The following is a 22,669-nucleotide window of genomic DNA, read 5'->3' on the forward strand; positions in this document are numbered from 1 at the left end:
CGGGACGCCCCGGGAGGTCCCTCAGCGCAGGGCGTCCGCGACCTCGCGCGCCGCGTCCAGCACGCGCGGGCCCACCCGCTCCGGAACGGCGTCGGCCAGCATCACCACACCGACGCTGCCCTCTATCCCGGTCACGCCCACGAGCGCCGCGGCCGCGCCGGACGCCCCGGCCTCCAGCTCGCCGTGGGTGAGGGTGTAACCGGGCTCCGCCTGGCCGTTCTGGCGCGCGGCGAGGATGGCCTTGCCGGCCGCCCCGCGGTCCAGCGGGTGCCGGAAGCCGGCCCGGTAGGCGACGTGGTAGTCGGTCCAGGTCGGCTCGACGACGGCGACCGCGAGGGCGTCGGCGCCGTCGACCAGGGTGAGGTGGGCGGTCGCCCCGATGTCCTCGGCGAGCGAACGCAGGGCGGGCATCGCCGCCTCGCGCACGAGCGGATGCACCTGCCGGCCGAGCCGGAGCACGCCGAGGCCGACCCTGGCCCGGCCCCCGAGGTCGCGTCGGACCAGGGCGTGCTGCTCGAGGGTGGCGAGCAGGCGGTAGACGACGGTGCGGTTGACGCCGAGTTTGTTGGACAACTCGGTGACGGTCAGCCCGTGGTCGGTATCGGCGAGCAGCTTGAGGACACGGAGTCCCCTGTCGAGCGTCTGGGAGGTTTCCGCGGTCACGACGCCCTCTCTTTCGGAGTGAGTGACGGCGGTCCTCGAAGAGATGTCGCGACACCGGTCCCATCGGCGACGCACCCAGAGGCCGCCGGCAGGCCATGGCACACCGACTGCGCTCCGCGGCGGCGCTGCCACGGGGCGTTTACATTGCGGGGACATTAGCGACCGGCACCGCTCAGCGGAAGGGCTCGTCCAGAATCCGGGCGATCTTCCGCCGACGACGGGCTTTCCGGTCGCCGTACGCGACCTCGAAAAGGGACGAGGGCCCGGCCCCGGGGCCGGGACGGGGAGGCTGCGCGTATGGGTGCCCTGCGGACGCGCGTGCGCAGGGGCGGGGTGTCGTCACGGGTGCGCACACCGGTGCCGTCGCGGGCGCGGCTGCGCGTGACGTTCGGGCGAAGTGTCGTCGCCGGTGCGCGTACGCGTGCCGTCGCGGTCGCGGGCGCGTACGGGCGAGGTGTCGTCGCCGGTGCGCGTACGGGTGCCGTCGCGGGCGCGGCTGCGCGTGACGTTCGGGCGAGGTGTCGTCGCCGGTGCGCGTACGGGTGCCCTCGCGGTCGCGGGCGCGTACGGGCAAGTGCGGTAGCGGGCGCGCGTACGGGCGAGGTGCGGGTCGCGGGCGCGCATACGGGCGAGCGTTGCGGCCGCGGGCGGGGTCACCGCATCCGCGTCGCCCACTCCTGCACCTTCTTGATCCGCTCGCGGATCTGCCCGGCCGTGGCCTCCGCGCTCGGCGGCCCCCCGCACACCCGGCGCAGCTCGGTGTGGATGACGCCGTGCGGTTTGCCGCTCTGGTGCACGTACGCGCCGACCATGGTGTTCAGCTGCTTGCGCAGCTCCAGCAGCTCCTTGTGGGAGACCACCGGACGCCGCTCGGCCGGCAGCTCCAGCAGGTCGGCCTCCTCGTCGGGCTTCTTGCGGCTGTGCGCGATCTGCCGCGCCTGCCGCTTCTGCAGGAGCAGTTGCACCTGGTCGGGTTCGAGCAGGCCGGGGATGCCGAGGTAGTCCTGCTCCTCCTCGCTGCCCGGGTGGGCCTGCATGCCGAACTCGGCGCCGTCGTACAGGACCCGGTCGAAGACGGCGTCGGACTCAAGCGCCTCGAAGGGCAGCATGTCCTGCTCGCCGGTGTCCTCGTCCTGCTGCTTCTCGGCCTCCGCCATCTCCTTCTCGGACTCGGCGTACGGGTCCTCCTCGCCGTCCTTCTTCGGCCGGTCGAGCACGTGGTCGCGCTCGACCTCCATCTCGGAGGCGAAACCCAGGAGGTTGGGAATCGTCGGCAGGAACACGGACGCGGTCTCGCCGCGGCGCCTGGACCGGACGAAACGGCCCACGGCCTGCGCGAAGAACAGCGGCGTCGAAATGGTCGTCGCGTACACGCCGACGGCCAGGCGCGGCACGTCGACGCCCTCGGACACCATGCGGACGGCGACCATCCAGCGGTCCTGGTTGCCGCTGAACTCCTCGATGCGCTGGGAGGCCGCGGCCTCGTCGGAGAGCACGACGGTGGCCCTGGTGCCGGTGATCTCGCGGATCAGCTTGGCGTACGCGCGGGCCGAGTCCTGGTCGGAGGCGATGACGAGCCCGCCCGCGTCCGGGATGCCCTTGCGGACCTCGGTCAGCCGCTGGTCGGCGGCGCGGAGCACGTTGGGCATCCAGTCGCCGCGGGGGTCGAGCGCGGTGCGCCACGCCTGCGAGATCGCGTCCTTGGTCATCGGCTCGCCGAGCCGGGCGGCGACCTCGTCGCCGGCCTTGGTGCGCCAGCGCATGTTGCCGCTGTAGCTGAGGAAGATCACGGGCCGGACGACTCCGTCGCCGAGCGCGTTGCCGTAGCCGTACGTGTAGTCGGCGGCGGAGCGCCGGATCCCGTCGTTCCCTTCCTCGTAGGTCACGAAGGGAATGGGATTGGTGTCCGAACGGAACGGCGTGCCGGTGAGGGCGAGCCGCCGGGTGGCCGGCTCGAACGCCTCCAGGCACGCCTCCCCCCAGGACTTGGAGTCACCGGCGTGGTGGATCTCGTCGAGGATGACGAGGGTCTTGCGCTGCTCGCAGCGGTTGCGGTGCAGCATGGGCCGTACGCCGACACCGGCGTAGGTCACCGCGACCCCGTGGTACTCCCTGCTCAGCGGCCCGGCGCTGTACTCCGGGTCCAGCTTGATCCCTATCCGCGCCGCCGCGGCCGCCCACTGCTTCTTCAGGTGCTCGGTCGGCGCGACGACCGTCACCTGTTGCACGACGTGGTGGTGCAGCAGCCAGGAGGCGAGGGTCAGCGCGAAGGTCGTCTTGCCGGCGCCGGGCGTGGCGACGGCGAGGAAGTCGCGCGGCTGCTCCTGGATGTACTTCTCCATGGCGCCCTGCTGCCAGGCACGCAGCTTGCTGGCCGTGCCCCAGGGAGCACGGCCGGGGAAGGCGGGTGAGAGGTGGTGGGAGGCGGTAGTAGTCACGGTCTCCGGTTCACGGGACGGGGGCTCTGGTACGACAACCGGGCCACCCTACCGGTGGCCCGGCCCTCGTCCGGGCGACGCGGCCCAGTGACCGCACCGGGTGCGACTCAGCTCACAGAGGGCGCCGCGAGCACACGCAGCCGCCCCGCGATGGCGGCCAGGTCGTCCACCGCTCCAGAGGCGACATCGACGACGAGGTCGTACGCCGTGTCCTGGTCGGCGTCGGCGAGGTCGGCGCCGTTGAGGGCGAGGAACGTCACGGCAGCGAGCCAGGCCGTTCGCTTGTTGCCGTCGACGAAGGGATGGTTGACGGCGATCGCGTGCAGCAGCGCGGCGGACTGCTCGTACAGGTCCTGGTGGGCAGAGACGCCGAACATCCGCGCCCTGGGCCGGTGCACCGCGGATTCCAGCAGGCCCGGTGCGCGCAGTTCGGGCCTGCCCGTACCGAAGGCGAGCCCGGCGATCTCCGTGACCTCACGGACGGTCAGGTGCCTGGCCGTCGCCGTCATTCGCCGAGCCTCCTGAGCAGGTTCGCGTGCCGCGCCGCGAGTCGCTCGGCGTGGTGCCGCGCAAGCGTCTGCTCGTGGGTGACCTGCCGCAGCAGGGCGTCCTGCGCCAGGTCCTCGACGGAAATCCCTTGGGCGTCTGCGAGATCGGCGACGGCGCGCCACTCGTCGTCGGCGAGTCGAATGGTCATCTCGATCATGGAGCGAGCGTAGGGCGCGGCCCGGCTCCCGGGCTCAGGAATTTCACGACGTCACCCGTAGTCGCGACGCGACCCACGCCCCCACCAGTGCCACCCCCGCCATGGGGAGGAACACCGCCGCGAAGGCCGCCGGGTGCGGGGCGGACGCGGACACGGCTGCGTGGTCCCCCACCGCACCGCCGCCGAGGGCGGCGAACGCCGCACCGCCCGCCGCCAGCAGCATGATGTTCGACAGGGCGTCCGAGATCTGCAGCGCGGCCGAGTTCGTTCCCGCCTCCTCGGGGGCCGAGAGCTTGAACAGCAGCACGCTCGTCGAGCCGATCACGAGCCCCATGCCGAAGCAGCCGAGCCCCCACGCCACGCCCACGATCCACACGGGGACGGCGTCGATCAGCACGCTCGGCGCGGTCGCGATCGCCGCTGCGACCAGCAGCATGCCGAAGACGACCAGGGGTTCGCGGAAGGGCTCGGTCCGCGGCCGGGACTGCACGTACGAACCGAGCGCCCACGTCGCTCCGCCGACCGCGAGTGACAGGCCCGCCAGGGTCGGGGACAGCCCGCGCTGGGTGACGAGCATCAGCGGCACGAAGGACTCCGCGGCGATGAACGACCCCGCGGCGATGCCGCGCAGCAGGACGACGGACGGCAGCCCCCGGGCCGCCCGGTACGTCCCCTTGGGCAGGATGCCGAGGACGCAGGGAACGAGCAGCACCGCACCGGCCACCGCCGACAGCAACGACAGCGGGCGCAGGTCCTGGCCCGCGTACTGGAGCAGCCCCGCACCGAGCGAGATCCCGAGGGCCAGCCTGATGCGGCGCGGGTCGAACGGCGGCAGGGGCGCGGCGGCGTCCGCCGGCCCCGAGGCGCGCTGCCGGATCGCCGGCAGCGCGAGGGCGAGCGGTACGGCGACGAGCGCGGGGATGCCGAGGAAGACCCAGCGCCATCCGAGCTGTTCGGTGACGGTGCCGGCGGCGAGCGGGCCTATCACGGACGGGACCACCCAACTCGCCGCGAAGGCCGCCATGATCGCCGGCTGGAGCCTTCCGGGATAGGCGCGGCTGACGACGACGTACAGGGCGACGATGACCAGGCCGCCGCCCAGCCCCTGGACGGCACGCCCCACGACGAACACCCACATCGCGCCCGCCGTCCCCGACAGCAGCAGCCCGGCGGCCCAGGCGCTCATCCCGCCGGCGAGCGCGCCCAGCGGACCCGTGCGGTCGGCCCACTGCCCGGCGACGACCATGCCGAAGAGGCTGGTGGTGAAGTACGCGGAAAAGGCGAAGGCGTAAAGCGGGATGCCGTGCAGCTCGCGCGCGGCCACGGGCATCGCGGTGCCGACGGCGGTCGCCTCGAAGGCGATCAGGAAGACGACGGAGACGATGCCGAGGCTGAGAGCGCGGTACGACGGGCCGAGAACGCCCCCGTCGTCCGGTTCGCCGGAGTTGTGGGCTGCGTCGGCGGGCGGGTGCGTGACATCGGTGTCACGCGGTTCGGGGGCGGTCATGCGCCTCAGAGTAAGGGGCACGGCGGACTTTGGGACCTGTCCTTCGACGGGACCCGTCTGGTCCCTTGGTCGTAAGCCCCCTGCGGCCGGGCGGGCGATCGTGAACGGCGTATGGCAGTCGCGTTGCGGCCCCGGCCACATGCTTGAGCGGCCGTCCGGAGTCCGCCTACGGTCGAGGAGTTGGAACGCACGGCCGTGTGCCCGAGTGGTTAAGGGGCTCGACTGCAAATCGAGTTACGCGGGTTCGATTCCCGCCACGGCCTCAACTGCCTTCACCAGGCGAACGAGAGGGCGGCACCCCTTCGGGGGTGCCGCCCTCTCGTTCGCCGTTGCGGCACGCCGGCCGCCGACGTCCACGGGGACGCCAGCGGCACGGTCAGGCGCTGAACTGCCCCTGACGGCAACGGCTCCGGTCACGGCCGCAGCGAGGCTTCACTGGCCCCCGTACGGTGACGACGGCGCGACAGGGGTGGACGCCGCGCGACTGCGGCGATTGCGGACCACCGGAACGGCAATGGCCGCGCCGAGCAGAACGGCGGCGCCGACGCCCGCGGCGATCCAGACGGTCGGCGCGCTTCCGCTGTCGTCGGACGCAGTCGGCGCGGCCGTCGGCTGGGCAGCGTCCTTCGCAGGTCCGGACGGCTCCGAGGACGGGGACGCGGCGGCCTCGTAGCTGAAATCGGGGAGCGGGTACGTGTCCGCGGGGCCGGGGTCACCCGGCGTCTTCAGGGCGCGCAGGGGGCGCAGGGCGCCGTAACCGATGTGGTCGTTGCGCTTGTTGCCGCTGGTCGGGCCGCTGATGGTGTTGAGCATGACCCGCAGGACCTGGTTGTTGGTCCACTCCGGGTGCTTCGACCAGATCAGCGCGGCGGTGGCGGAGGCGATGGCGGTGGCGTCGCTGGTGCCGTTGCCGTTGCACAAGCCGGTCTTGCCGCCGCACGCGTGCACGATGTTCTCGCCCGGCGCGGAGACGTCGACCTGCGGTCCGTACTGGGAGAAGTCCGACTTCTTGAGGTCCTTTCCGATGGAACCCACCGCTACAACTCCTGGAGTCGCAGCGGGGTACTCGAGCGACGAACCACCGTCGTTGCCTGCGGCCGCGAACACGAGCGAGCCGTTCTTCATCGCGTACCGGACAGCGTCCGTCAGTTGTCGGGAGCCCGTCTCGTTGCCCAGTGAGACGTTGATGACTTTGGCGCCCGCATCGGCGGCGTAGCGAATCGCCGCTGGTGCCACCGCGTTGAACTGCCTGGCCGCTTCGGCAGCGTTTGCCGCCTTTACGGATGCAGGCATACGCACCGGAAGGACCTTGACATCAGGGGCCATCCCGAATGCGCCGTCCCCTCCTCCGCTCTTCCCGGTGCCGGCGATGATGCCCGCCATGCCGGTCCCGTGGCCCTTGTAATCCGTCCACTCGTCACCCGGTTCGTCCGGGGCGAAGTCCTTGCCCTTGAGGACGCGGCCTCGCAGATCCGGGTTGGTGGCGTCAACGCCGCTGTCGATGACCGCGACGGTCACGCCCTCGCCTGTGCTGATCTTCCAGATCTCATCCACGCCCATCGCATCGAGATGCCACTGCCGCGAGCGGATGGACTCGGCATGCGCCGGAGTGGCCGCGATGCCTGCCAACGCCATCGTCAGGAACATGGACGCCGCTGCACGGGTGCGTGCCCGGCGTGTGGTGCTGGCAGGCATGTACATCCTCTTCACTCGTGTCGGGTGGGGTGTCAGTCGATGACCGGTGGCACGGCTCGGCGATTGTTCCGCTGCCAGGTCTCTTCGTCCTCGGTGAGGTAATCCGGCCGCTCGCCCTCGGCATTCTCACGGCGAGCGGAGGTCCGCGAAGACGAGCCGGACACGCCACCCCGTGCCGGTCCGGAACCACTCGGGGTGGACGGACGCCCACCAGTGATGCCCGTCTGCACGGGCCGCCCGCCGACGATGCCTCCGGTTTCGCTCGCGAAACGCCGACCGCCAACGGGTCGACTTTGGCCGGATCCCGTACCGCCGCCCACGCCTCCGGCACCCTGCGCCATGGGTGGACGGGCGTACCCACCGCCCTCGGCGCCGATCACCTGTCCGCGCGGGACGCCGGTCGCCCGCCCGGCAGCCGGCGGCACGGGGCGTCCGCCGACGATGCCGTCCCTCGGGGCCCTCGCACCGCCCGCGCCGGGTCCTGGCAGTCCGGTCGACTGTCCGGGCAGTACCTGGCCTCGGGGAGCGCCCGGAATCCTCCCGGTCCCGCTCTGCTTGGCAGACGGGGGCACGGGGCCTCCACCGGACACCGGAGGCACCAGGTTCACCGGCGGGTTCGTCGGCCCCTCAGGGCGTACCGGACCGGGCGTGGGCGGCGTCGGCGGAGCTGTCTGCGTCGGCGACAGCGTGTCGATGCTGTCGATTTCCATCGCGGTAGGCGGCATCTCCGGCTGCCCCAGGGCCGCAGAGGGTGTCTCGGACACGGACACACGCCCAGCCCCAGGTGCCGTCCCATACGCCGGTGCACCACTGGCTGTGGATGAGGGAGAAGCGAGCGCCCCACGAACGTCACCGCTACCGGTGGACCGGTTGACGTCCGAAGTGTCATCTCGCACGTTCTCCGTCGGCGGCACGAACTCCCCCGGCGGCGGCCGAAACGTCGGCACCTCCAGCTTGTCCATCTCCGACGCCGACTGGTCGTACGCCTGCGCCAGCTTGCGCATCTCGGCGGCGGCCTCCAGGCGGTTCTGCTCCTGGGTGGCGGCCAGGGCCGCCTCCGCCTTGGACGCCACCGTCGACGCGTCGGGGTCGTTGTGGTGGGCCCTGGCCGCGTCGAGGTTGGCCCGGGCCTGGTCCTTGGAGGTGTAGCGGGGGACGGACGACTGTGCCCGCGCGATGGCGTCCGAGGCCTGGCTCAGCCACGTGGAGGCACCGTCGCTGTAGTCCGCCAGCCGGAAGGTCGAGGACGCCAGGCTCGCGCCCCATTCGACGAACGCCTCGTAGCCCTCGCCCTCCCACCTCACCCGCTCGGGGCGGAACTTCAGCTGCTGGGCGATGCTCCGGATCTCGACCGCGGCCGCCGACAGCCGGTCGGCCGCTTCCTGGACATGGAAGCTGCTCGCCTGGTCCAGCCAGGCCAGCATCGCCTCGTGGGACATGCTCTCGAAGGGCGTCCGGGCCCCTTTGCCGCCTCCGCCACCGTCTCTGGTCATGTCTTTCGTCTCCCCCGTCACTGAAGTCCGCCGGCGCCTGCCGTGTCGCCCGGCTGGGTCGCCGGTGCCCCGTCCGCCGGCGGCTGCCGCTCCGCCGTCGGGTCCCGGTCGGCGTCGTAGTGCTTCTGTGTGTGGTGCTGGATCGCCAGCATCCGGCGGCGTACGTCGTCGTCGATGTCCGCGTAGCCGTTCTTGGCCGACAGGACGGCGATGCCCATGCCCTCCAGGCAGTCGCCCATCAGCTGGGACAGCTCCTTGAGCCGGTCGACCACGAGCTCGTACGACGTGTGCAGCCCCGCCGCCTCGGCCCAGGCGCCGTCTCCGCCGCCGAAGTGGTTGCGCTTGGTGTGGGCCGTGCCCACCTGGTGCGGTGCCGCGGGCGAATCACCCAGGTCGATCAGCAGCCGATCGACCCGCCTCTTGAACGACGCCATCGACTCGGCGTCGTAGAGCATCGAAGCCATGGCTGGGTTCACCGCACGCAGTTGACGCTCGTCACCGGACATTCCGCTCGGCCGGCCGCCGTCTTCCGCCATTGCTCTGGCCCTCCCCCGTGAAACACAAGACCCGGTCCGTCACTCTACCGACGGGTACCGACAGCCCTCTTGCCCAGGGACACGTCCAGGCCACGCAGCGGCCGTTCCGCCTACGACGTCGCCGCGGCCACCGCCGCCTGGGGCCGGATCGGGAGTCTGTTGACCGGGCGGCCCGTCGCCGCGCGGACCGCTGAGGCCACTGCCGCCGGGGACGTGACCACCGGGACCGCGCTCGCCGCCTTCGCGCCGAAGGGGGCCACGACGTCCCGTTCCTCGACCAGTTTCACGATGCGAATGTCCGGCGCGTCCAATGACGTCGGGAGTGCGTAGCCCGTCAGGTCGGGGTGGCGGATCAGGCCGCGGGCCGTGCGGAGGTTCTCCGTGAGAGCCGCCCCGATGCCCTGGGTGACGCCCGCCTCGATGCGGGTGGCCAGCTGGGCCGGGTTCAGGACGCGGCCCACGTCCTGGGCCACGGCCATCTCGACCACACGGACCGAGCCGAGTTCGATGTCGACGTCGACCACCGCGCGGATCGCGCAGAACGCCAGGCCCACGAACGCGTCGCCCTGGCCCGACTCGTCCAGCGGCTCGGTCGGGTGGGGGCGGCACTGGGCCGTCGCCCACAGTTCCTTGCCGTCCATCGCCTCCGTGACCGTCGTCGAGAGCACGCCGTCGTACGACGTGATCTTGCCGTCGGTGATCTGGAGCAGCTCCGTGGACATGCCGAACTTGTGCGCCAGCGGCTGCAGGAGCTGTGTGCGGACCATCTTGGCCGCGCGTTCGACCGCGCCGCCGGAGACCCAGGTGTGGCGGCCGTGGGCCGCCGGGCCCGCCGGGGGCTGGTCGGTGTCGACCGCCGCCACGTGGACCTCTTCGATGCCCAGCGTCTCCTGGACGATCTGGCGCGCCAGGGTCGAGAACCCCGAACCGGTCTCCACCGCCGCGCAGATGACCGTCGCGACGCCGTCCTGGACCTTGACCGTCGCCGTGGAGACCTCGTCCGTGCCCTCGGCGCCGAGCATGTGCACCATGCCGAGCGCGTAGCCCACGCCGCGGCGCACCGCACCCGGTTCGCCGGCGCCCTCGGGGCCGCCCGGGAGGAGCCAGTCGTCCTCGGGTGTGTCCTTGGGGAGGGAGGGCAGCGGGTGGTCCCGTACGGCCTGGAGCAGCTCGGCGACCGGCGCCGGGCAGGTGACCGTCTGGCCGGTGGGGAGGATGTCGCCGGTGGCCAGCACGTTGCGCAGGCGGATCTCGGTCTGGTCGAGGCCCAGTTTCGCCGCGAGTTTGTCCATCTGCGCCTCGTAGGCCGCGCAGACCTGCATGGCCCCTTCGCCGCGCACGTGGCCCGACGGCGGGTTGTTGGTGCGCACAGCCCAGCCCTCGATGAAGGCGTGCGGAACCACGTAGGGACCGCAGGCGAACGCGACGGCGGCGGCCAGTGATTCGGAGGACGCGTCGGCGTAGGCACCCGCGTCGAGCAGCAGTTGCGCCTCGACCTTCACCAAGTGGCCCTCGGCGTCCGCGTGGTGGCGGTAACGCAGCAGCGTCGGGTGGCGGTGGGCGTGGCCGAGGAACGACTCCTCGCGGGTGGCGGTGAGCTTGACCGGGCAGCCGGTCCGCAGGGCCAGCAGGCCGAGCGGGAGCTGGAAGCCGGGGTCCTCGCGGTCGCCCATCGCGCCGGGTACGCCGGTGACGACGATCTTGACCCGTTCCTGTTCCAGGCCGAAGCAGGCGGCGGCGAGGGCGCGGTCGGCGTGCGGGTCCGTCGAGGCGGTGTACAGCTCGACGCCGCCGTCGGGCCGCGGTACGGCCAGGCCCGCCTCGGCGCCGATCGGTGCCGGGTCCTGGCGGCCGATGCGGTACAGACCCTCGACGACGACCTCGCCGGTCACGTCCGGGTCGCCGTAGCGCAGCGGAATGTGCCGGATCAGATTGCCGTCGGGGTGCAGCGGTTCGGCGGCGAACGCCTTCTCCGGGTCGGTCACCGGGTCGAGGAGCTCGTACTCGACGGCGATCGCGGCCGCGGCGAGCCGTGCGGTGTCCGGGTGGTCGGCGGCCACCGCGGCGATCGCCTCGCCGTGGTGGCGGACGATCTCGGACGCGAACACCGGCCGGTCGGCGATCCGCCTGCCGTACGACGCGTCGCCCGGGATGTCCTCGTGGGTGATCACCGCGTGTACGCCGGGCATGTCGCGGGCGGCCGACGTGTCGATGGAGAGGATGCGGGCGTGCGGGTGCGGCGAGCGCAGCAGCGCCCCCCACAGCAGGCCCTCGGCCCACAGGTCGGACGCGTACGGGAACGTGCCCTCCGTCTTGGCCCGGGAGTCGGCCGCGGGAAGGGAGGCGCCGAGGCCGTGGGCCGGCGCCTGCGGCGGGGGGCCTTCGACGGCCTGCGGATTCGCCGTGACGGTCGCGTCGTTGCTCACGCCATGCCTCCGTCGTGCGGGTGGGCCTGCACCCTACCGGCGCCGGGGGGTGCCTGGTGCGGGATACGGGCTTCCTCGTGCGCTTCCCCCTGCGGCTCGGGGTGCGACGCCTCCTCGGCCGCCGCGGCCGCGCTCGCGGCGCGTTCGGCGACGACCTCGCGTACGGCATCGAGCACGCCCCGGTAGCCAGAGCAGCGGCACAGGTTGCCGCACAGGGCCTGGCGCGTTTCCAGCTCGGTGGGGGCGTGGTTGCCCTCCAGGAGGTCGTGCACGGTCATGGCCATGCCGGGGATGCAGAAGCCGCACTGGACCGCGCCGCAGTTGGCGAGCGCCCGCTGCACGTCGGAGGGTTCACCGTCGCCGGCGAGACCCTCGACCGTGCGGACCTCCGAGCCGGCGGCCGTCGCCGCGGGTACGAGGCAGGAGGCGACGAGCCTGCCGTCCACCTGGACGTTGCAGGCGCCGCACTCGCCCTGCGAGCAGCCGTCCTTGGCTCCGGCGAGGCCGAGGCGCTCCCTCAGGACGTAGAGGAGCGACTCGCCTATCCAGGCGTCGGTGACCGGACGGTCCGTGCCGTTGACCCGCAGGACGTACGAGGTGGGCGGGTGCTCGTCGGCCGCGGGAGGGATGTCGGCGCCGGTGGCCGCCGCCGCGGAGTCAGGTTCGCCGGAGGGGACGTCCCCGGCGGACGGGTCCGCGGTGGGGGGTTCCTCGGAGGACGGGTCCCCCGACGGCCGCGGTGCCGCGTCCTCCTGCCCGGTCTGCCGGTCCTCGCGCGGCTCCGGCACCTGAGCGGTCTCGGGACTCGTGGGCTCGGCAGCGTCCTGCGGCCGTTGAGGTCCGGGCTCGGCGGCATGCCCGGACTCCACGGGAGCCGGGTCCTCGGGCGCGGCATCGCCGGGCTCCGGTTCCTGCACGGCCGGCTCCTGAGGCGCCTGCTCGTGAGGCTCCTGCCCATGAGGCGCATGCTCGTGAGGCTCCTGCCCGTGAGGCAGCTGCTCCTGAGGCGCCTGCTCAGCCCACGGCGCGGGCGCGCCGCCGGGCAGCGTCGTCCATGGCGCGGGCGCGCCACCCGGAAGCGTGGCCGGGGGCTCCGCGGCTGCCCAGGGTGTCTCGGCCACCGGCGGCGCGGAACGCAGGAACTCGCCCGAATCGTCCGGAAGCTCACCTTCGGCGATCGGGATCGACCACTGCCCGGTCGTCTCGTGACCGGCGGCGCCCTGCGACGCGGTCGCCGGTGCGGGTTCCTCGGGGAACGCCCACTGGCCGGTCGCCTGCGGATCGCCGTGCTGCTGGACGCCCGCCTCCGGCCACCGGACGGCCTCGGGCGCGGCCGGCTCCGCCTGCGCGTCGCCGGCGTGCGGCTGCTCCGGCGCCCAACCGCCGGTCGCCGCCGGGTCGGTGCGCGCCTCCGGCGCGAGCGGCGTCAACGGCATGATCATCGGCGGTACGTAGCCGTGGCCCGGCGCCTCCAGAGGTGCCGCGGCCGGTGAATCCTCGGCCGGCAGCTGGAAGAAGCCCGTCGCCTCGCCGTCGTAGTCGGGGGCCGTCGGCTGCCAGCCGCCGTACTCGTACGGGAACCCCTGGCCGTGATCGTGGGCCTGGCCCTGCCCGTGGTCCTGGTAGCCCCCGTAGTCCTGCCCGCCCGCGGCGTACCCCTGCTCCCCGCTGTGCGGGTACTCGAGCGGGCCGTCCTGCACGAAGGCGTCCGGGAGGCCCAGGTGCCCCTGGCCGCCGTCCGGACCGCCGTGGTGGTCCTGGTGGTCCGACGGCTCGGGGAAACGCCCCTGCTGGTGGTCCTCGTTGCTCACGACAGCGCCCTCCCCAGTGCCCGTCGGGCCAGCGCGGCGACCGTGCGCCGCAGATGCAGTACGGCGGGCGGCAGCACCTGCTGCTCCTCGCCCGGTGCCGCCGGGGCCGGGTCCGGGATGCACGCGGCCGCCACGTACTCGCCGAAGGCCGCGAGCGCCTCGCCCGCGAGCCCCCGCTCCCCGTCCCAGTCGATCAGCGACGCGATCCAGCGCTCGGCCTCCAGCGGGCGCAGCGGCATCGGCGCGATCGCGCCCACGGCGCAGCGCACGCCGCGCCGCGCCGGGTCGAGCACGACGGCGACGGAGGCGGTGGCGCGGCCGGGGCCGGTGCGGCCGGTGGCCTTGAGGAACACCTGAGGGGCGTGCAGGAGCGGCACCCGTACGAAGCCGATGAGTTCGGCGGGGCCGAGCATCTCGCGGCCGGCGAGCAGGTGGGAGACCGGGATCTCGCGCCGCGCGCCCTCGGGGCCCGCGACGACCAGGTCCGCCTCCAGCGCGGCCAGCACGGGCAGGGTGTCGCCGGTGGGCGCGGCGGTGACGATGTTGCCGCCCAGCGTGCCCGCGTTACGGATCTGGGGCGGCCCGGCCGCGCGCGCGGAGGCCGCCAGGGCGGGGATGAGGGCCGCGAAGTCGGGCCGTCCCATCCGGGCGTGGGTGAGTCCGGCGCCGAGCAGCGCGTGCCCGTCCTGGTAGCGCCAGCCCCGGATTTCGCTGATGCGGCCGAGGCCGACGAGCCCCGCGGGGCGGAGCTCCCCCCTGTTGACGGCGGCCATGAGGTCCGTGCCCCCGGCGACGGGCACGGCGGCAGGCATGGCGGTGAGCGCCGCCACGGCCTCGTCGAGCGAGCCCGGCAGCGTCACCGACTGCGCCGTCTGCGGTGCGTGCGTGGTCACCCAGCTGCCCCTTCCCGGTGTCCCGGCTGTCCCGCCTGTGTGCCGTACCGTACGTGCTCACAGTCCGGACGTGGCAACTGTGGCACATCTTCCGAGCCGTCCGGCGAGAGGGTCCGCGAAGGGCCCGTCCAACCCGTAAGTCCGTTTCCGTACGCGATGGTCCGGATTCACTCCCGGTCGTCCCGCGCCGACGGACGCGGCCCGGGCGGGCGCCCCGGGCCGCGGGTCACACGTTCGGGGGTGCTCCCTCGATCGGGCGTCCGAGGACGCCGGGACGACGCTGCCAGGGCCGCGGGCCACCGGGCGGGCGGTAGTCGACGCCGAGCGCGTCGAGGCGCGCGTAGTGGGTCTCCATGCGCCGTTCGAATCCGGCGAAATCCCGTTCGGCGGGGGCGGGCAGGGCGGACCAGGCGACCTCCGCGAAGGCGGCGAGGCGCGGGAAGACCTGATAGTCGACGCGGGAGCGGTCCTGCATGACCTCCGTCCAGACGTTGGCCTGGGTGCCGAGCACGTGGGCGGCGGCCTCGGGGCCGAGCGAGGGCGGCAGGGGCTCGAACCGGTAGACGTCCTCCAGGGTCCGCACGTAGCCGATGGGCATCGGCTCGTCGTCGCCGGCGGCCTGCCGGTGGTCCAGATACACCTGCTGCTCGGGGCACATGACGACGTCGTGACCGGCCTCGGCGGCGGCGATGCCGCCCTGGTAGCCGCGCCAGGAGGAGACGGCGGCGCCGGGCGCGAGTCCGCCTTCCAGGATCTCGTCCCAGCCGATGAGGCGGCGGCCGCGGTCGGCGAGCCAGCGGTCGAAGTGCCGGATGAACCAGGACTGGAGCTCGTCCTCGTCGGCGAGCCCGAGCTCCTTGATGCGGGCCTGGGCGGCCGGTGACCGCTTCCACTGGTCCTTGAGGCACTCGTCGCCGCCGATGTGGACGAACGCGGAGGGGAAGAGGTCGAGTACCTCTTCGAGGACGCCTTCGTAGAAGCGCAGGGTGGTGTCGCCGGGAGCCAGGACGTTGGGGCTGACGCCCCAGTTGTCCCAGACCGTCAGGGAGGCGGTGTCGACGACGTCGGTGTTGCCGAGTTCGGGGTACGCGGCGATGGCCGCCTGCGAGTGGCCCGGGATGTCGATCTCGGGGACGACGGTGATGTGCCGCTCGGCGGCGTAGGCGACGATCTCGCGGATGTCGTCGTGCGTGTAGTAGCCGCCGTGCGGACGGTCGTCCCAGAGGTCGGACGCCCGGTGTCCCCATTTCGTGCGCGAACGCCAGGCGCCGACCTCGGTGAGCTTCGGGTACCGCTCGATCTCGATGCGCCAGCCCTGGTCGTCGGTGAGGTGCAGGTGCAGGACGTTGAGCTTGTGGGCGGCGAGCAGGTCGAGTTGGCGCAGGACGTCGTCCTTGGGCAGGAAGTGCCGTGAGACGTCGAGCATCATGCCGCGCCAGGAGAAGCGGGGCGCGTCCTCGACCGTGACGAGGGGCAGGGACCGCTCCCGGCCGCGCGCGAGGGGCGCCCTGCGGAACGCGTCCGGCCCGAGCAGTTGCCGGAACGTCTGGACACCCCAGAACACCCCTGCCGCGCTTCCGCCTTCGACGAGGACCGCGACGTCCTCTGCGGTGCGGTCGGTGGAGAGCCGGTAGCCCTCCGGGCCGTACTCCCGCTCCACTTCGGCGCTGACGCGCAGCAGGACGCTGTGCGGGCCGGGGCCGTCGGCCAGCGGAAGGCCGGTGGCCGCCCCGAGCGTCGCGCGCAGCTGGCGGGCGACGCCCTCGGTGCCCGGCCGTGCGTCGAGGGTGGTCCGCTCGTCCAGCGAGCAGGAACCGGGGCTGTCGGCCCGGCACTCGGCGACGAGCGGAGCGGGGACCAGGTTCGTGGGAGGCATATCGTCAGTCCTTCACCGCGCCGCCGAGGCCGGAGACCAGGCGTCGCTGAACGAGTACGAAGAAGACGAGCACCGGCACGGTCATCACGGTAGAGGCTGCCATGATCCCGCCCCAGTCGTTCTCGTCCGGCTTGAAGAAGACCAGCAGCGCCATCGGCAGCGTCGACTGCGACGTGTCGCTGATGATGAACGACTTGGCGAAGAGGAAGTCGTTCCACGTCGAGATGAACGAGAACACGCTCGTCGCCACCAGGCCGGGAAAGACCAGGGGGAAGAGGATCTGCCACAGGAACCGCGTACGGCTCGCGCCGTCGATGTACGCGGCCTCCTCCAGTGCCTCCGGGACCGCCTTGACGAAGCCGCGCAGCATCCAGATCGCGAACGGCAGCGAGAAGGCGATGTGCGGCAGGATCAGCGAGCCGAGGGTGTTCAGCTGTCCGGCGTCGCGCATCAGGAAGAACAGCGGAATCGTCAGGGCCTCGATCGGCACCATCTGCGCGACGAGGAACATGACGAGCAGGGTCGTACGGAACCGGAATCGGAACCGGGTGACGGCCGTGGCGGCGAGGAACGCGATCAGGGCCGAGGCGACGACGACCGTTCCCGCCACGATCAGGCTGTTGAGGAAATAGCGGCCGAATTCCTGCTGTTCGAAGACCCGGCGGAACGAGTCCAGCGAGGGGGCGAGCGTCCAGGGACGCGGCTCGGCGGACTGGATCTCACCGGCCGGTTTGAAGGCGGAGAGGACCATCCAGTACAGCGGAAACGCGACCACCAGCGCGACGGCGAGCGCCGTCGTCTCGGCGGCGAGCCGTCCCGGACGCCGGATCCGCCACGCACGCGGAGCGAGGCTCATATCTCTTCTCCCTGGCGTCGCAGCAGTCGCAGGTACACGAGCGTGACCGCGAGCAGAATCAGCAGCATGACCACGCCGATCGCCGATCCCAGGCTGTACTGGGAGGACGCGAACGCCTTCTGATAGGCGTACACGTTGAGCACGAGATTCTGTCCGGCGATGCCCCCGCCGTTCGTCATCACGTAGATCTGCGTGAAGACCTTGAAGTCCCAGATGATCGACTGAATGGTGACGACGACGAGGACGGGTCGCAGCATCGGGGCGGTGACGGAACGCCAGATGCGCCATTGCGAGGCGCCGTCCAGCGCGGCCGCCTCCAGCACCTCGCCGGGGATCGCCTTGATGCCCGCGTAGACCGTCACCATCACGAACGGAAACGAACACCACACCACCTCGAAGAGGACGAGCGAGAAGGCGCTCCAGCGGCCGTAGGTCCAGGAGAAGTCGCCCAGTTGGAGGACCCTGTTGACCGGGCCGTGGTCGGGGTCGAAGAGGAAGACCCAGACGGTGGACCCGGTGATCGCCGGGGTGGCCCACGCGCCGAGTGCGGCCAGCATCAGGGCGAGGCGCGGCAGCGCCCGTACGCGGGTGAGCAGGACCGCGAGCGCGCAGCCGACGGCGAGGGTGGCGAGGACGCAGGCGGCGGCGAACAGCACGGTGGCGAGGAGCACCTGCCAGAACTGGCCGTCGGCGAGGAGGGTGCGGTAGTTGCCGAGGCCCTGGAAGCTGGTCGGCTCGCCGCCGCTGACCTGGGCCTGGGTGTACTCGAGGAAGGAGATGAGACCGAGCTGGTAGATCGGGTAGACGAGCAGGGCGGCGATGACGGCCAGCGCGGGCGCGAGGTAGATCCACGGGGTCCAGCCCCCGCGCCGCCCCGTCGCCTTCGGGCCCCGGGGGCCCCGCGCCGCGGCCGACGGCTCCTTCCCGAGCCGCCCGACCCGCGCCGCCGCCGTCCCGGCGTCGGCCGTGCGAGGCGCGCTCGCCGCGCGCTGCACGACCGCGTCGGCCGAGGCCGAAGACACATCCGCCTCGGCCGGCCGGATCTCGGGGGCAGCCGACGGCACGGGCGCCCCCTCGGACCGGCCAGGCGCGCTCGCCGCGCGCTGCACGACCACGTCGGCCGAGGCCGGGGACACATCCGCCTCGGCGGGCGTGGCCACGGGCGCAGCCGACGGCACGGGCTCCGCCTCGGACCGGACCGCCGGGGCCGGCGGCGCGGTGGCGGGCTCCGTCCGCCCCGTCGTGCCGTTCGTACGGTGGGTCATCGGCTCAGCCCGCCGACGCGAACGCCGCGTCCATCTTCTCCGCCGCGTCCTTCGACGCGGCCGCCACGTCCTTCTTGCCGCTGACGATCTCCTGGAACATGGAGGGCAGGACGAGCGAGGCGTCGATCTGGCCCCAGGCAGGGGACGCGGGCACGAACTTGGCGCCCGCGTCGAGCGTCTCGATGAACGGCTCGACGAACGGCTCCTTCTTCGCGGCCTCGGCCCGCACGTCGGTGTACGTCGGCAGGAATCCCATCGCGTCGAACAGCTTCGCCTGCGTCTCCTTGCCCGCGAACCGCTTCATCAGGTCCACCGCCAGGGTGCGGTGCGAACTGCTCCTGAGGACGCCGATGTTGTTGCCGCCCGCGAAGGCGGGAGCGATCTCGCCCGCCTTCAGCCCGGGCAGCGGCACGACGGCGTACTTGCCCTTGACCGGGCCGGCCTCGACCGCCTGGTGGCTGAAGTCGCCGCCGATGGCCATGGCCGCCTTGCCGGAGGCGAACGCGGTGACCGTCGCGTTGCCGTTCATGGAGGCGCACTTGGCGGCGGGACAGTTGTCGTCGCCGAACAGGGACGTGTAGGCCGCGATGCCCTTGCGCGCGGCGGCGCTGTGGATGGCGGACGTGTACGAGCCGCCGCTCCCGGAGGCGAGCTCGCCGCCGTGGGCCCAGATGAAGGGCATCGCGCCGTAGGTGTACGCGCCGCCGACCGCGAGCCCGTACAGCTCGGGCCTGTGCTTGCGGATCTTCTTTGCGGTGGCGATCAGGCCGGCCTGGGTCCTGGGCGGTTCGATGCCCAGCTCCTCGAAGACGTCGGTGCGGTAGTAGAGCGCGCGGGCGCCCACGAACAGGGGTGCGCCGTAGACCTTTCCGCCGACCGTGACGGACTCCCGGGCGGTGGGGTCGGTGTCCTTCGCCTCGTCCCAGGCGTCGAACTCGGCCGTGACGTCGGCGAGTCCGCCGTCCTTCACGTATCCGGCGGTGTCGGTGTTGCCGTACTCGATGAGGTCGGGGGCGCTCGCCGGGTCGTTGAAGGCTGCCCTGACGCGCTGGGCGCGGGTCTCGACGGGGATGTACTCGACCTCGACCTCCACGCCCTGGTGCGCCTTCTCGAAGGCGGCGACCGCGGCGTCGACGACCTGTTCCTTGGGCTTGTTGTTGACCTCCTGGAACAGCCAGACCCGCAGCGTGCCGCTCTTGGCGTCCTCCTTGGCGCCGGTGTCGGAGGTCTGGGGGGCGCAGGCGGTGAGGCCCGCAAGGGCGAGTGCCGCCACGGGGGCGGCGAGTTTGGCGATGAGCTTCATACGGGAACCCCCACGCGTGAGCGCGTTGCAATATGCGCAACGACCGTTTCGTACTGCACAACACGCAGGAGGCTAGAGGGGCTCGCACGGCGCCACAAGAGGTCTCGACCACTCTGTGACCGGCAGCCGCACGGTGTGCAACGCCACGGCGGAGCCGAGCACGCGAAACGGCCCCCGGGGCACGCGAAACGCGCGCCCCGGGGGCCGTCGGAAGAAACCGTCGAGCGGCGGCGGACTACTTCTTCTTGTCGCCGTCCTTGCCCTTGTCGCCACCCGAGCCCATGGACTCGTAGATCTCCTTGCACAGCGGGCAGACCGGGTACTTCTTGGGGTCACGCCCCGGCACCCAGACCTTTCCGCACAGCGCGACCACGGGAGTGCCGTCGAGGGCACTCGCCATGATCTTGTCCTTCTGGACGTAATGGGCGAAGCGCTCGTGGTCGCCGTCGCCGTGCGACACCTGGGGCGTCGGCTCTACCAGGGTCCCGGTGCCTGTCCCGCGCTCGGGCTCAAGAGTGCTCATGAGCTCCAAGGGTACCCACGCCGACGCCGCTGCGGGAGCGAGGACCCCGGCGCGGCGATCCGGTCAGTTGAGGGACGGGTCGTCCGGATACGTCGCGAACATGGCCAGTTCGTTGCGCTGGCGGCGCAGCACCGCACGCCACAGCGTCTCCGGCCGCGGCGAGGACACGTCACCGGGCTCCGACTCGACGACGTACCACGCGCCCTCCCGCAGCTCGGCCTCCAGCTGGCCCGGGCCCCAGCCGGCGTATCCGGCGAAGATCCGCAGTGAACCGAGCGCCGAGCCGAGCAGCTCGGGCGGCGCCTCCAGGTCGACGAGGCCGATCGCCCCGTACACCCGCCGCCAGCCGAGCGGCCCCTCGTCGCCGGGGATCACCGCGACGCCGAGCGCCGAGTCGAGGGAGACGGGACCGCCCTGGAAGACGACACCGGGCTCCCCGGCCAGCGCGGCCCAGGACTCGAGGATGTCGCCCACGTCGACGGGTGTGGGCCTGTTCAGGACGACGCCGAGGGAGCCCTCGTCGTCGTGGTCGAGCAGCAGGACCACCGCGCGGTCGAAGTTCGGGTCCGCGAGGGAAGGTGTGGCGACGAGAAGCCGCCCTGTGAGCGAGGACACCTCGGTCATGCGACACATGATCCCGCATCTCGGCCCTCCGCGGGGGCGGAGCGACAACAGTGCGCCGCCGCGGTGGGAGGGGGTGCAGGTCGGAGCGTGCCCCGCGCGCGGGTGTTCGCCGCCGCCGGCACCGCCGGTCCGGTGACAGTGTGCGAGAGGTGGCGGACGCAGCGTGTTGTACCCGATTCATTACGTATCAAGGGGCCCCACACCCTTACATCGAAGGGCCCCGGGCCCCTTACCCTTTTCTCTGGCCCTGCCCGACCGGGCCCCCTCGCAGCGCTGGGGGGACCCCCTCCGGAACGCGAGATTCATGACCGGCACAGACGATGTACTGCTTGTCCACGGCGGAACCCCGCTGGAGGGCGAGATCCGCGTCCGCGGCGCGAAGAACCTCGTGCCCAAGGCGATGGTCGCCGCCCTGCTCGGCAGCGAGCCCAGCAGGCTGCGCAATGTGCCCGACATCCGCGATGTGAGAGTCGTCCGCGGACTGCTCCAGCTGCACGGCGTGACCGTCCGCCCCGGCGACGAGCCCGGCGAGCTGGTCCTCGACCCCACCCACGTCGAGAGCGCGAACGTCGCCGACATCGATGCCCACGCGGGCTCCTCGCGCATCCCGATCCTGTTCTGCGGACCGCTGCTGCACCGGCTCGGGCACGCGTTCATCCCGGGTCTGGGCGGCTGCGACATCGGCGGCCGGCCGATCGACTTCCACTTCGACGTCCTGCGCCAGTTCGGCGCCACGATCGAGAAGCGCGCGGACGGCCAGTACCTGGAGGCCCCGCAGCGGCTGCGCGGCACCAAGATCCGTCTGCCGTACCCGTCGGTCGGTTCGACCGAGCAGGTGCTGCTCACGGCGGTGCTGGCCGAGGGCGTCACCGAGCTGACCAACGCGGCGGTCGAGCCGGAGATCGAGGACCTGATCTGCGTCCTGCAGAAAATGGGCGCGATCATCTCGATGGACACGGACCGGACGATCCGGATCACCGGTGTCGACAAGCTCGGCGGCTACACCCACCGCGCGATCCCGGACCGCCTGGAGGCGGCGTCCTGGGCGTCGGCGGCCCTGGCCACCGAGGGCAACATCTACGTCCGCGGCGCTCAGCAGCGCTCGATGATGACCTTCCTGAACACGTACCGGAAGGTCGGCGGCGCCTTCGAGATCGACGACGAGGGCATCCGCTTCTGGCACCCGGGCGGTCAGCTGAAGTCCATCGCGCTGGAGACGGACGTCCACCCCGGCTTCCAGACCGACTGGCAGCAGCCGCTGGTCGTGGCCCTGACGCAGGCGACCGGACTGTCGATCGTGCACGAGACGGTGTACGAGTCCCGGCTCGGCTTCACGTCCGCCCTGAACCAGATGGGCGCGCACATCCAGCTCTACCGTGAGTGCCTGGGCGGCTCCGACTGCCGCTTCGGCCAGCGCAACTTCCTCCACTCGGCGGTCGTGTCGGGCCCGACGAAGCTCCAGGGCGCGGACCTCGTCATCCCCGACCTGCGCGGCGGCTTCTCGTACCTGATCGCGGCGCTGGCCGCCCAGGGCACGAGCCGGGTGCACGGCATCGACCTGATCAACCGCGGCTACGAGAACTTCATGGAGAAGCTGGAGAAGCTCGGGGCGAAGGTCGAACTGCCCGGCGGCTCGATCGTCTGACGGACCCTCACCGACGGCCCTCGCGGGTTTCCCGCGGGGGCCGTCGGCGTTGTCGCGCACGCGTGGCGCCCGGCCGCGGGTCAGGAGAGGAACGCCTCCACCCGGCGAAAGGCCGCCGGGGGCGCTGCCGCTGTCGATTGGCGGCGCGCCGCTCCTCACCGAGCGGGTGGGCCGCAAGTCCGACGGTGAAGAGCAGTCGGTGTCGGCGGTGGCGAACGGCCGGTCACTGCCGTACAGGGGCCGCCGGCCGCCCCACGGCGGGTGCGGGTGGTACGCGAGCACCCGGCGCCGGACGTGCGGAAGGGGGGGGCCCCGGAGCGGTGGCCCCCCGGCCGGCGCGTCAGGCCGTTCATGGCCGTGGCGGCGTGCGTTTGCATCGGGCCCCCGGGGACCATCACGCAGGTGGCGG

The 22,669-nt window shown here is 72.3% G+C and carries 18 protein-coding genes, 1 tRNA gene and 1 pseudogene; 2 read left to right on the forward strand and 18 right to left on the reverse strand.

From position 1 onward, the window contains the following. Positions 1–21 precede the first annotated feature (21 nt). From AB0K02_RS03780 to AB0K02_RS03805, 6 genes are all read right to left on the reverse strand, one after another. Positions 22–663, reverse strand: a complete 642-nt coding sequence (locus tag AB0K02_RS03780; RefSeq protein ID WP_365990690.1) for a helix-turn-helix domain-containing protein — start codon at positions 661–663, stop codon at positions 22–24. 339 nt (positions 664–1,002) lie between these two features. Beyond that, complete coding sequence (locus AB0K02_RS03785) at positions 1,003–1,338, reverse strand: hypothetical protein (protein ID WP_365990691.1); 336 nt, start codon at positions 1,336–1,338, stop codon at positions 1,003–1,005. Continuing rightward, positions 1,317–3,101 carry a DEAD/DEAH box helicase gene (locus tag AB0K02_RS03790; RefSeq protein ID WP_365990692.1) on the reverse strand — a complete coding sequence of 595 codons (1,785 nt, stop codon included), beginning with the start codon at positions 3,099–3,101 and terminating at the stop codon, positions 1,317–1,319. Before AB0K02_RS03790 ends, AB0K02_RS03785 begins: the two co-directional genes overlap by 22 nt. Positions 3,102–3,208: 107 nt before the next feature. Further along, positions 3,209–3,610 (reverse strand): type II toxin-antitoxin system death-on-curing family toxin, encoded by a 402-nt coding sequence (locus AB0K02_RS03795; protein ID WP_365990693.1) that lies wholly within the window; start codon positions 3,608–3,610, stop codon positions 3,209–3,211. Further along, complete coding sequence (locus AB0K02_RS03800) at positions 3,607–3,807, reverse strand: CopG family transcriptional regulator (protein WP_365990694.1); 201 nt, start codon at positions 3,805–3,807, stop codon at positions 3,607–3,609. The genes AB0K02_RS03795 and AB0K02_RS03800 overlap by 4 nt, the downstream gene beginning before the upstream one ends. 43 nt (positions 3,808–3,850) lie before the next feature. Then, a complete protein-coding gene (locus AB0K02_RS03805) occupies positions 3,851–5,314 on the reverse strand; it encodes an MFS transporter (protein ID WP_365990695.1) in 1,464 nt (487 codons plus the stop codon). A gap of 191 nt (positions 5,315–5,505) precedes the next feature. On the opposite strand from AB0K02_RS03805, the gene AB0K02_RS03810 reads away from it, so the two are divergent. Beyond that, positions 5,506–5,577: transfer RNA gene (locus AB0K02_RS03810), tRNA-Cys, on the forward strand. Positions 5,578–5,746: 169 nt separating this feature from the next. Here AB0K02_RS03810 and mycP read toward each other — a convergent pair. The 12 genes and pseudogenes from mycP to AB0K02_RS03870 form a co-directional block, all read right to left on the reverse strand. After that, positions 5,747–7,009, reverse strand: coding sequence for a type VII secretion-associated serine protease mycosin (gene mycP / locus AB0K02_RS03815; protein WP_365990696.1), 1,263 nt, complete (start codon positions 7,007–7,009; stop codon positions 5,747–5,749). A gap of 32 nt (positions 7,010–7,041) precedes the next feature. Further along, positions 7,042–8,502, reverse strand: a complete 1,461-nt coding sequence (locus AB0K02_RS03820; RefSeq protein WP_365990697.1) for a hypothetical protein — start codon at positions 8,500–8,502, stop codon at positions 7,042–7,044. A gap of 17 nt (positions 8,503–8,519) precedes the next feature. Further along, complete coding sequence (locus AB0K02_RS03825) at positions 8,520–8,966, reverse strand: hypothetical protein (RefSeq protein ID WP_365990698.1); 447 nt, start codon at positions 8,964–8,966, stop codon at positions 8,520–8,522. Positions 8,967–9,148: 182 nt separating this feature from the next. Beyond that, positions 9,149–11,464, reverse strand: coding sequence for a xanthine dehydrogenase family protein molybdopterin-binding subunit (locus tag AB0K02_RS03830; RefSeq protein WP_365990699.1), 2,316 nt, complete (start codon positions 11,462–11,464; stop codon positions 9,149–9,151). Then, entirely contained in the window at positions 11,461–13,275 is a 1,815-nt protein-coding gene (locus AB0K02_RS03835) for a 2Fe-2S iron-sulfur cluster-binding protein (RefSeq protein WP_365990700.1), read from the reverse strand. The genes AB0K02_RS03830 and AB0K02_RS03835 overlap by 4 nt, the downstream gene beginning before the upstream one ends. Then, complete coding sequence (locus tag AB0K02_RS03840) at positions 13,272–14,168, reverse strand: FAD binding domain-containing protein (protein ID WP_365990701.1); 897 nt, start codon at positions 14,166–14,168, stop codon at positions 13,272–13,274. The genes AB0K02_RS03835 and AB0K02_RS03840 overlap by 4 nt, the downstream gene beginning before the upstream one ends. Before the next feature lie 226 nt (positions 14,169–14,394). Next, a complete protein-coding gene (locus AB0K02_RS03845; protein ID WP_365990702.1) occupies positions 14,395–16,044 on the reverse strand; it encodes a beta-N-acetylhexosaminidase in 1,650 nt (549 codons plus the stop codon). A 4-nt stretch (positions 16,045–16,048) separates the two neighbouring features. Next, complete coding sequence (locus AB0K02_RS03850; RefSeq protein ID WP_365990703.1) at positions 16,049–16,900, reverse strand: carbohydrate ABC transporter permease; 852 nt, start codon at positions 16,898–16,900, stop codon at positions 16,049–16,051. Next, a pseudogene (locus tag AB0K02_RS03855) lies at positions 16,897–17,769 on the reverse strand (sugar ABC transporter permease); the annotation flags it as partial. The pseudogene AB0K02_RS03855 and the gene AB0K02_RS03850, both read right to left, overlap by 4 nt. A 400-nt stretch (positions 17,770–18,169) precedes the next feature. Further along, the gene (locus AB0K02_RS03860) at positions 18,170–19,468 is read right to left on the reverse strand and encodes an extracellular solute-binding protein (protein WP_365990704.1); all 1,299 of its coding nucleotides are present in this window, start codon (positions 19,466–19,468) and stop codon (positions 18,170–18,172) included. A 235-nt stretch (positions 19,469–19,703) separates the two neighbouring features. Next, positions 19,704–19,991 carry a DUF3039 domain-containing protein gene (locus AB0K02_RS03865; protein ID WP_307715239.1) on the reverse strand — a complete coding sequence of 96 codons (288 nt, stop codon included), beginning with the start codon at positions 19,989–19,991 and terminating at the stop codon, positions 19,704–19,706. Positions 19,992–20,054: 63 nt separating this feature from the next. Continuing rightward, a complete protein-coding gene (locus AB0K02_RS03870; protein ID WP_365990705.1) occupies positions 20,055–20,615 on the reverse strand; it encodes a YqgE/AlgH family protein in 561 nt (186 codons plus the stop codon). Positions 20,616–20,919: 304 nt separating this feature from the next. On the opposite strand from AB0K02_RS03870, the gene murA reads away from it, so the two are divergent. Beyond that, a complete protein-coding gene (gene murA / locus AB0K02_RS03875) occupies positions 20,920–22,260 on the forward strand; it encodes a UDP-N-acetylglucosamine 1-carboxyvinyltransferase (RefSeq protein ID WP_365990706.1) in 1,341 nt (446 codons plus the stop codon). Positions 22,261–22,669: the final 409 nt, after the last annotated feature.

Origin of the sequence: Streptomyces sp. NPDC049597, assembly GCF_040675505.1 — a bacterium.
Lineage (GTDB): Bacteria > Actinomycetota > Actinomycetes > Streptomycetales > Streptomycetaceae > Streptomyces.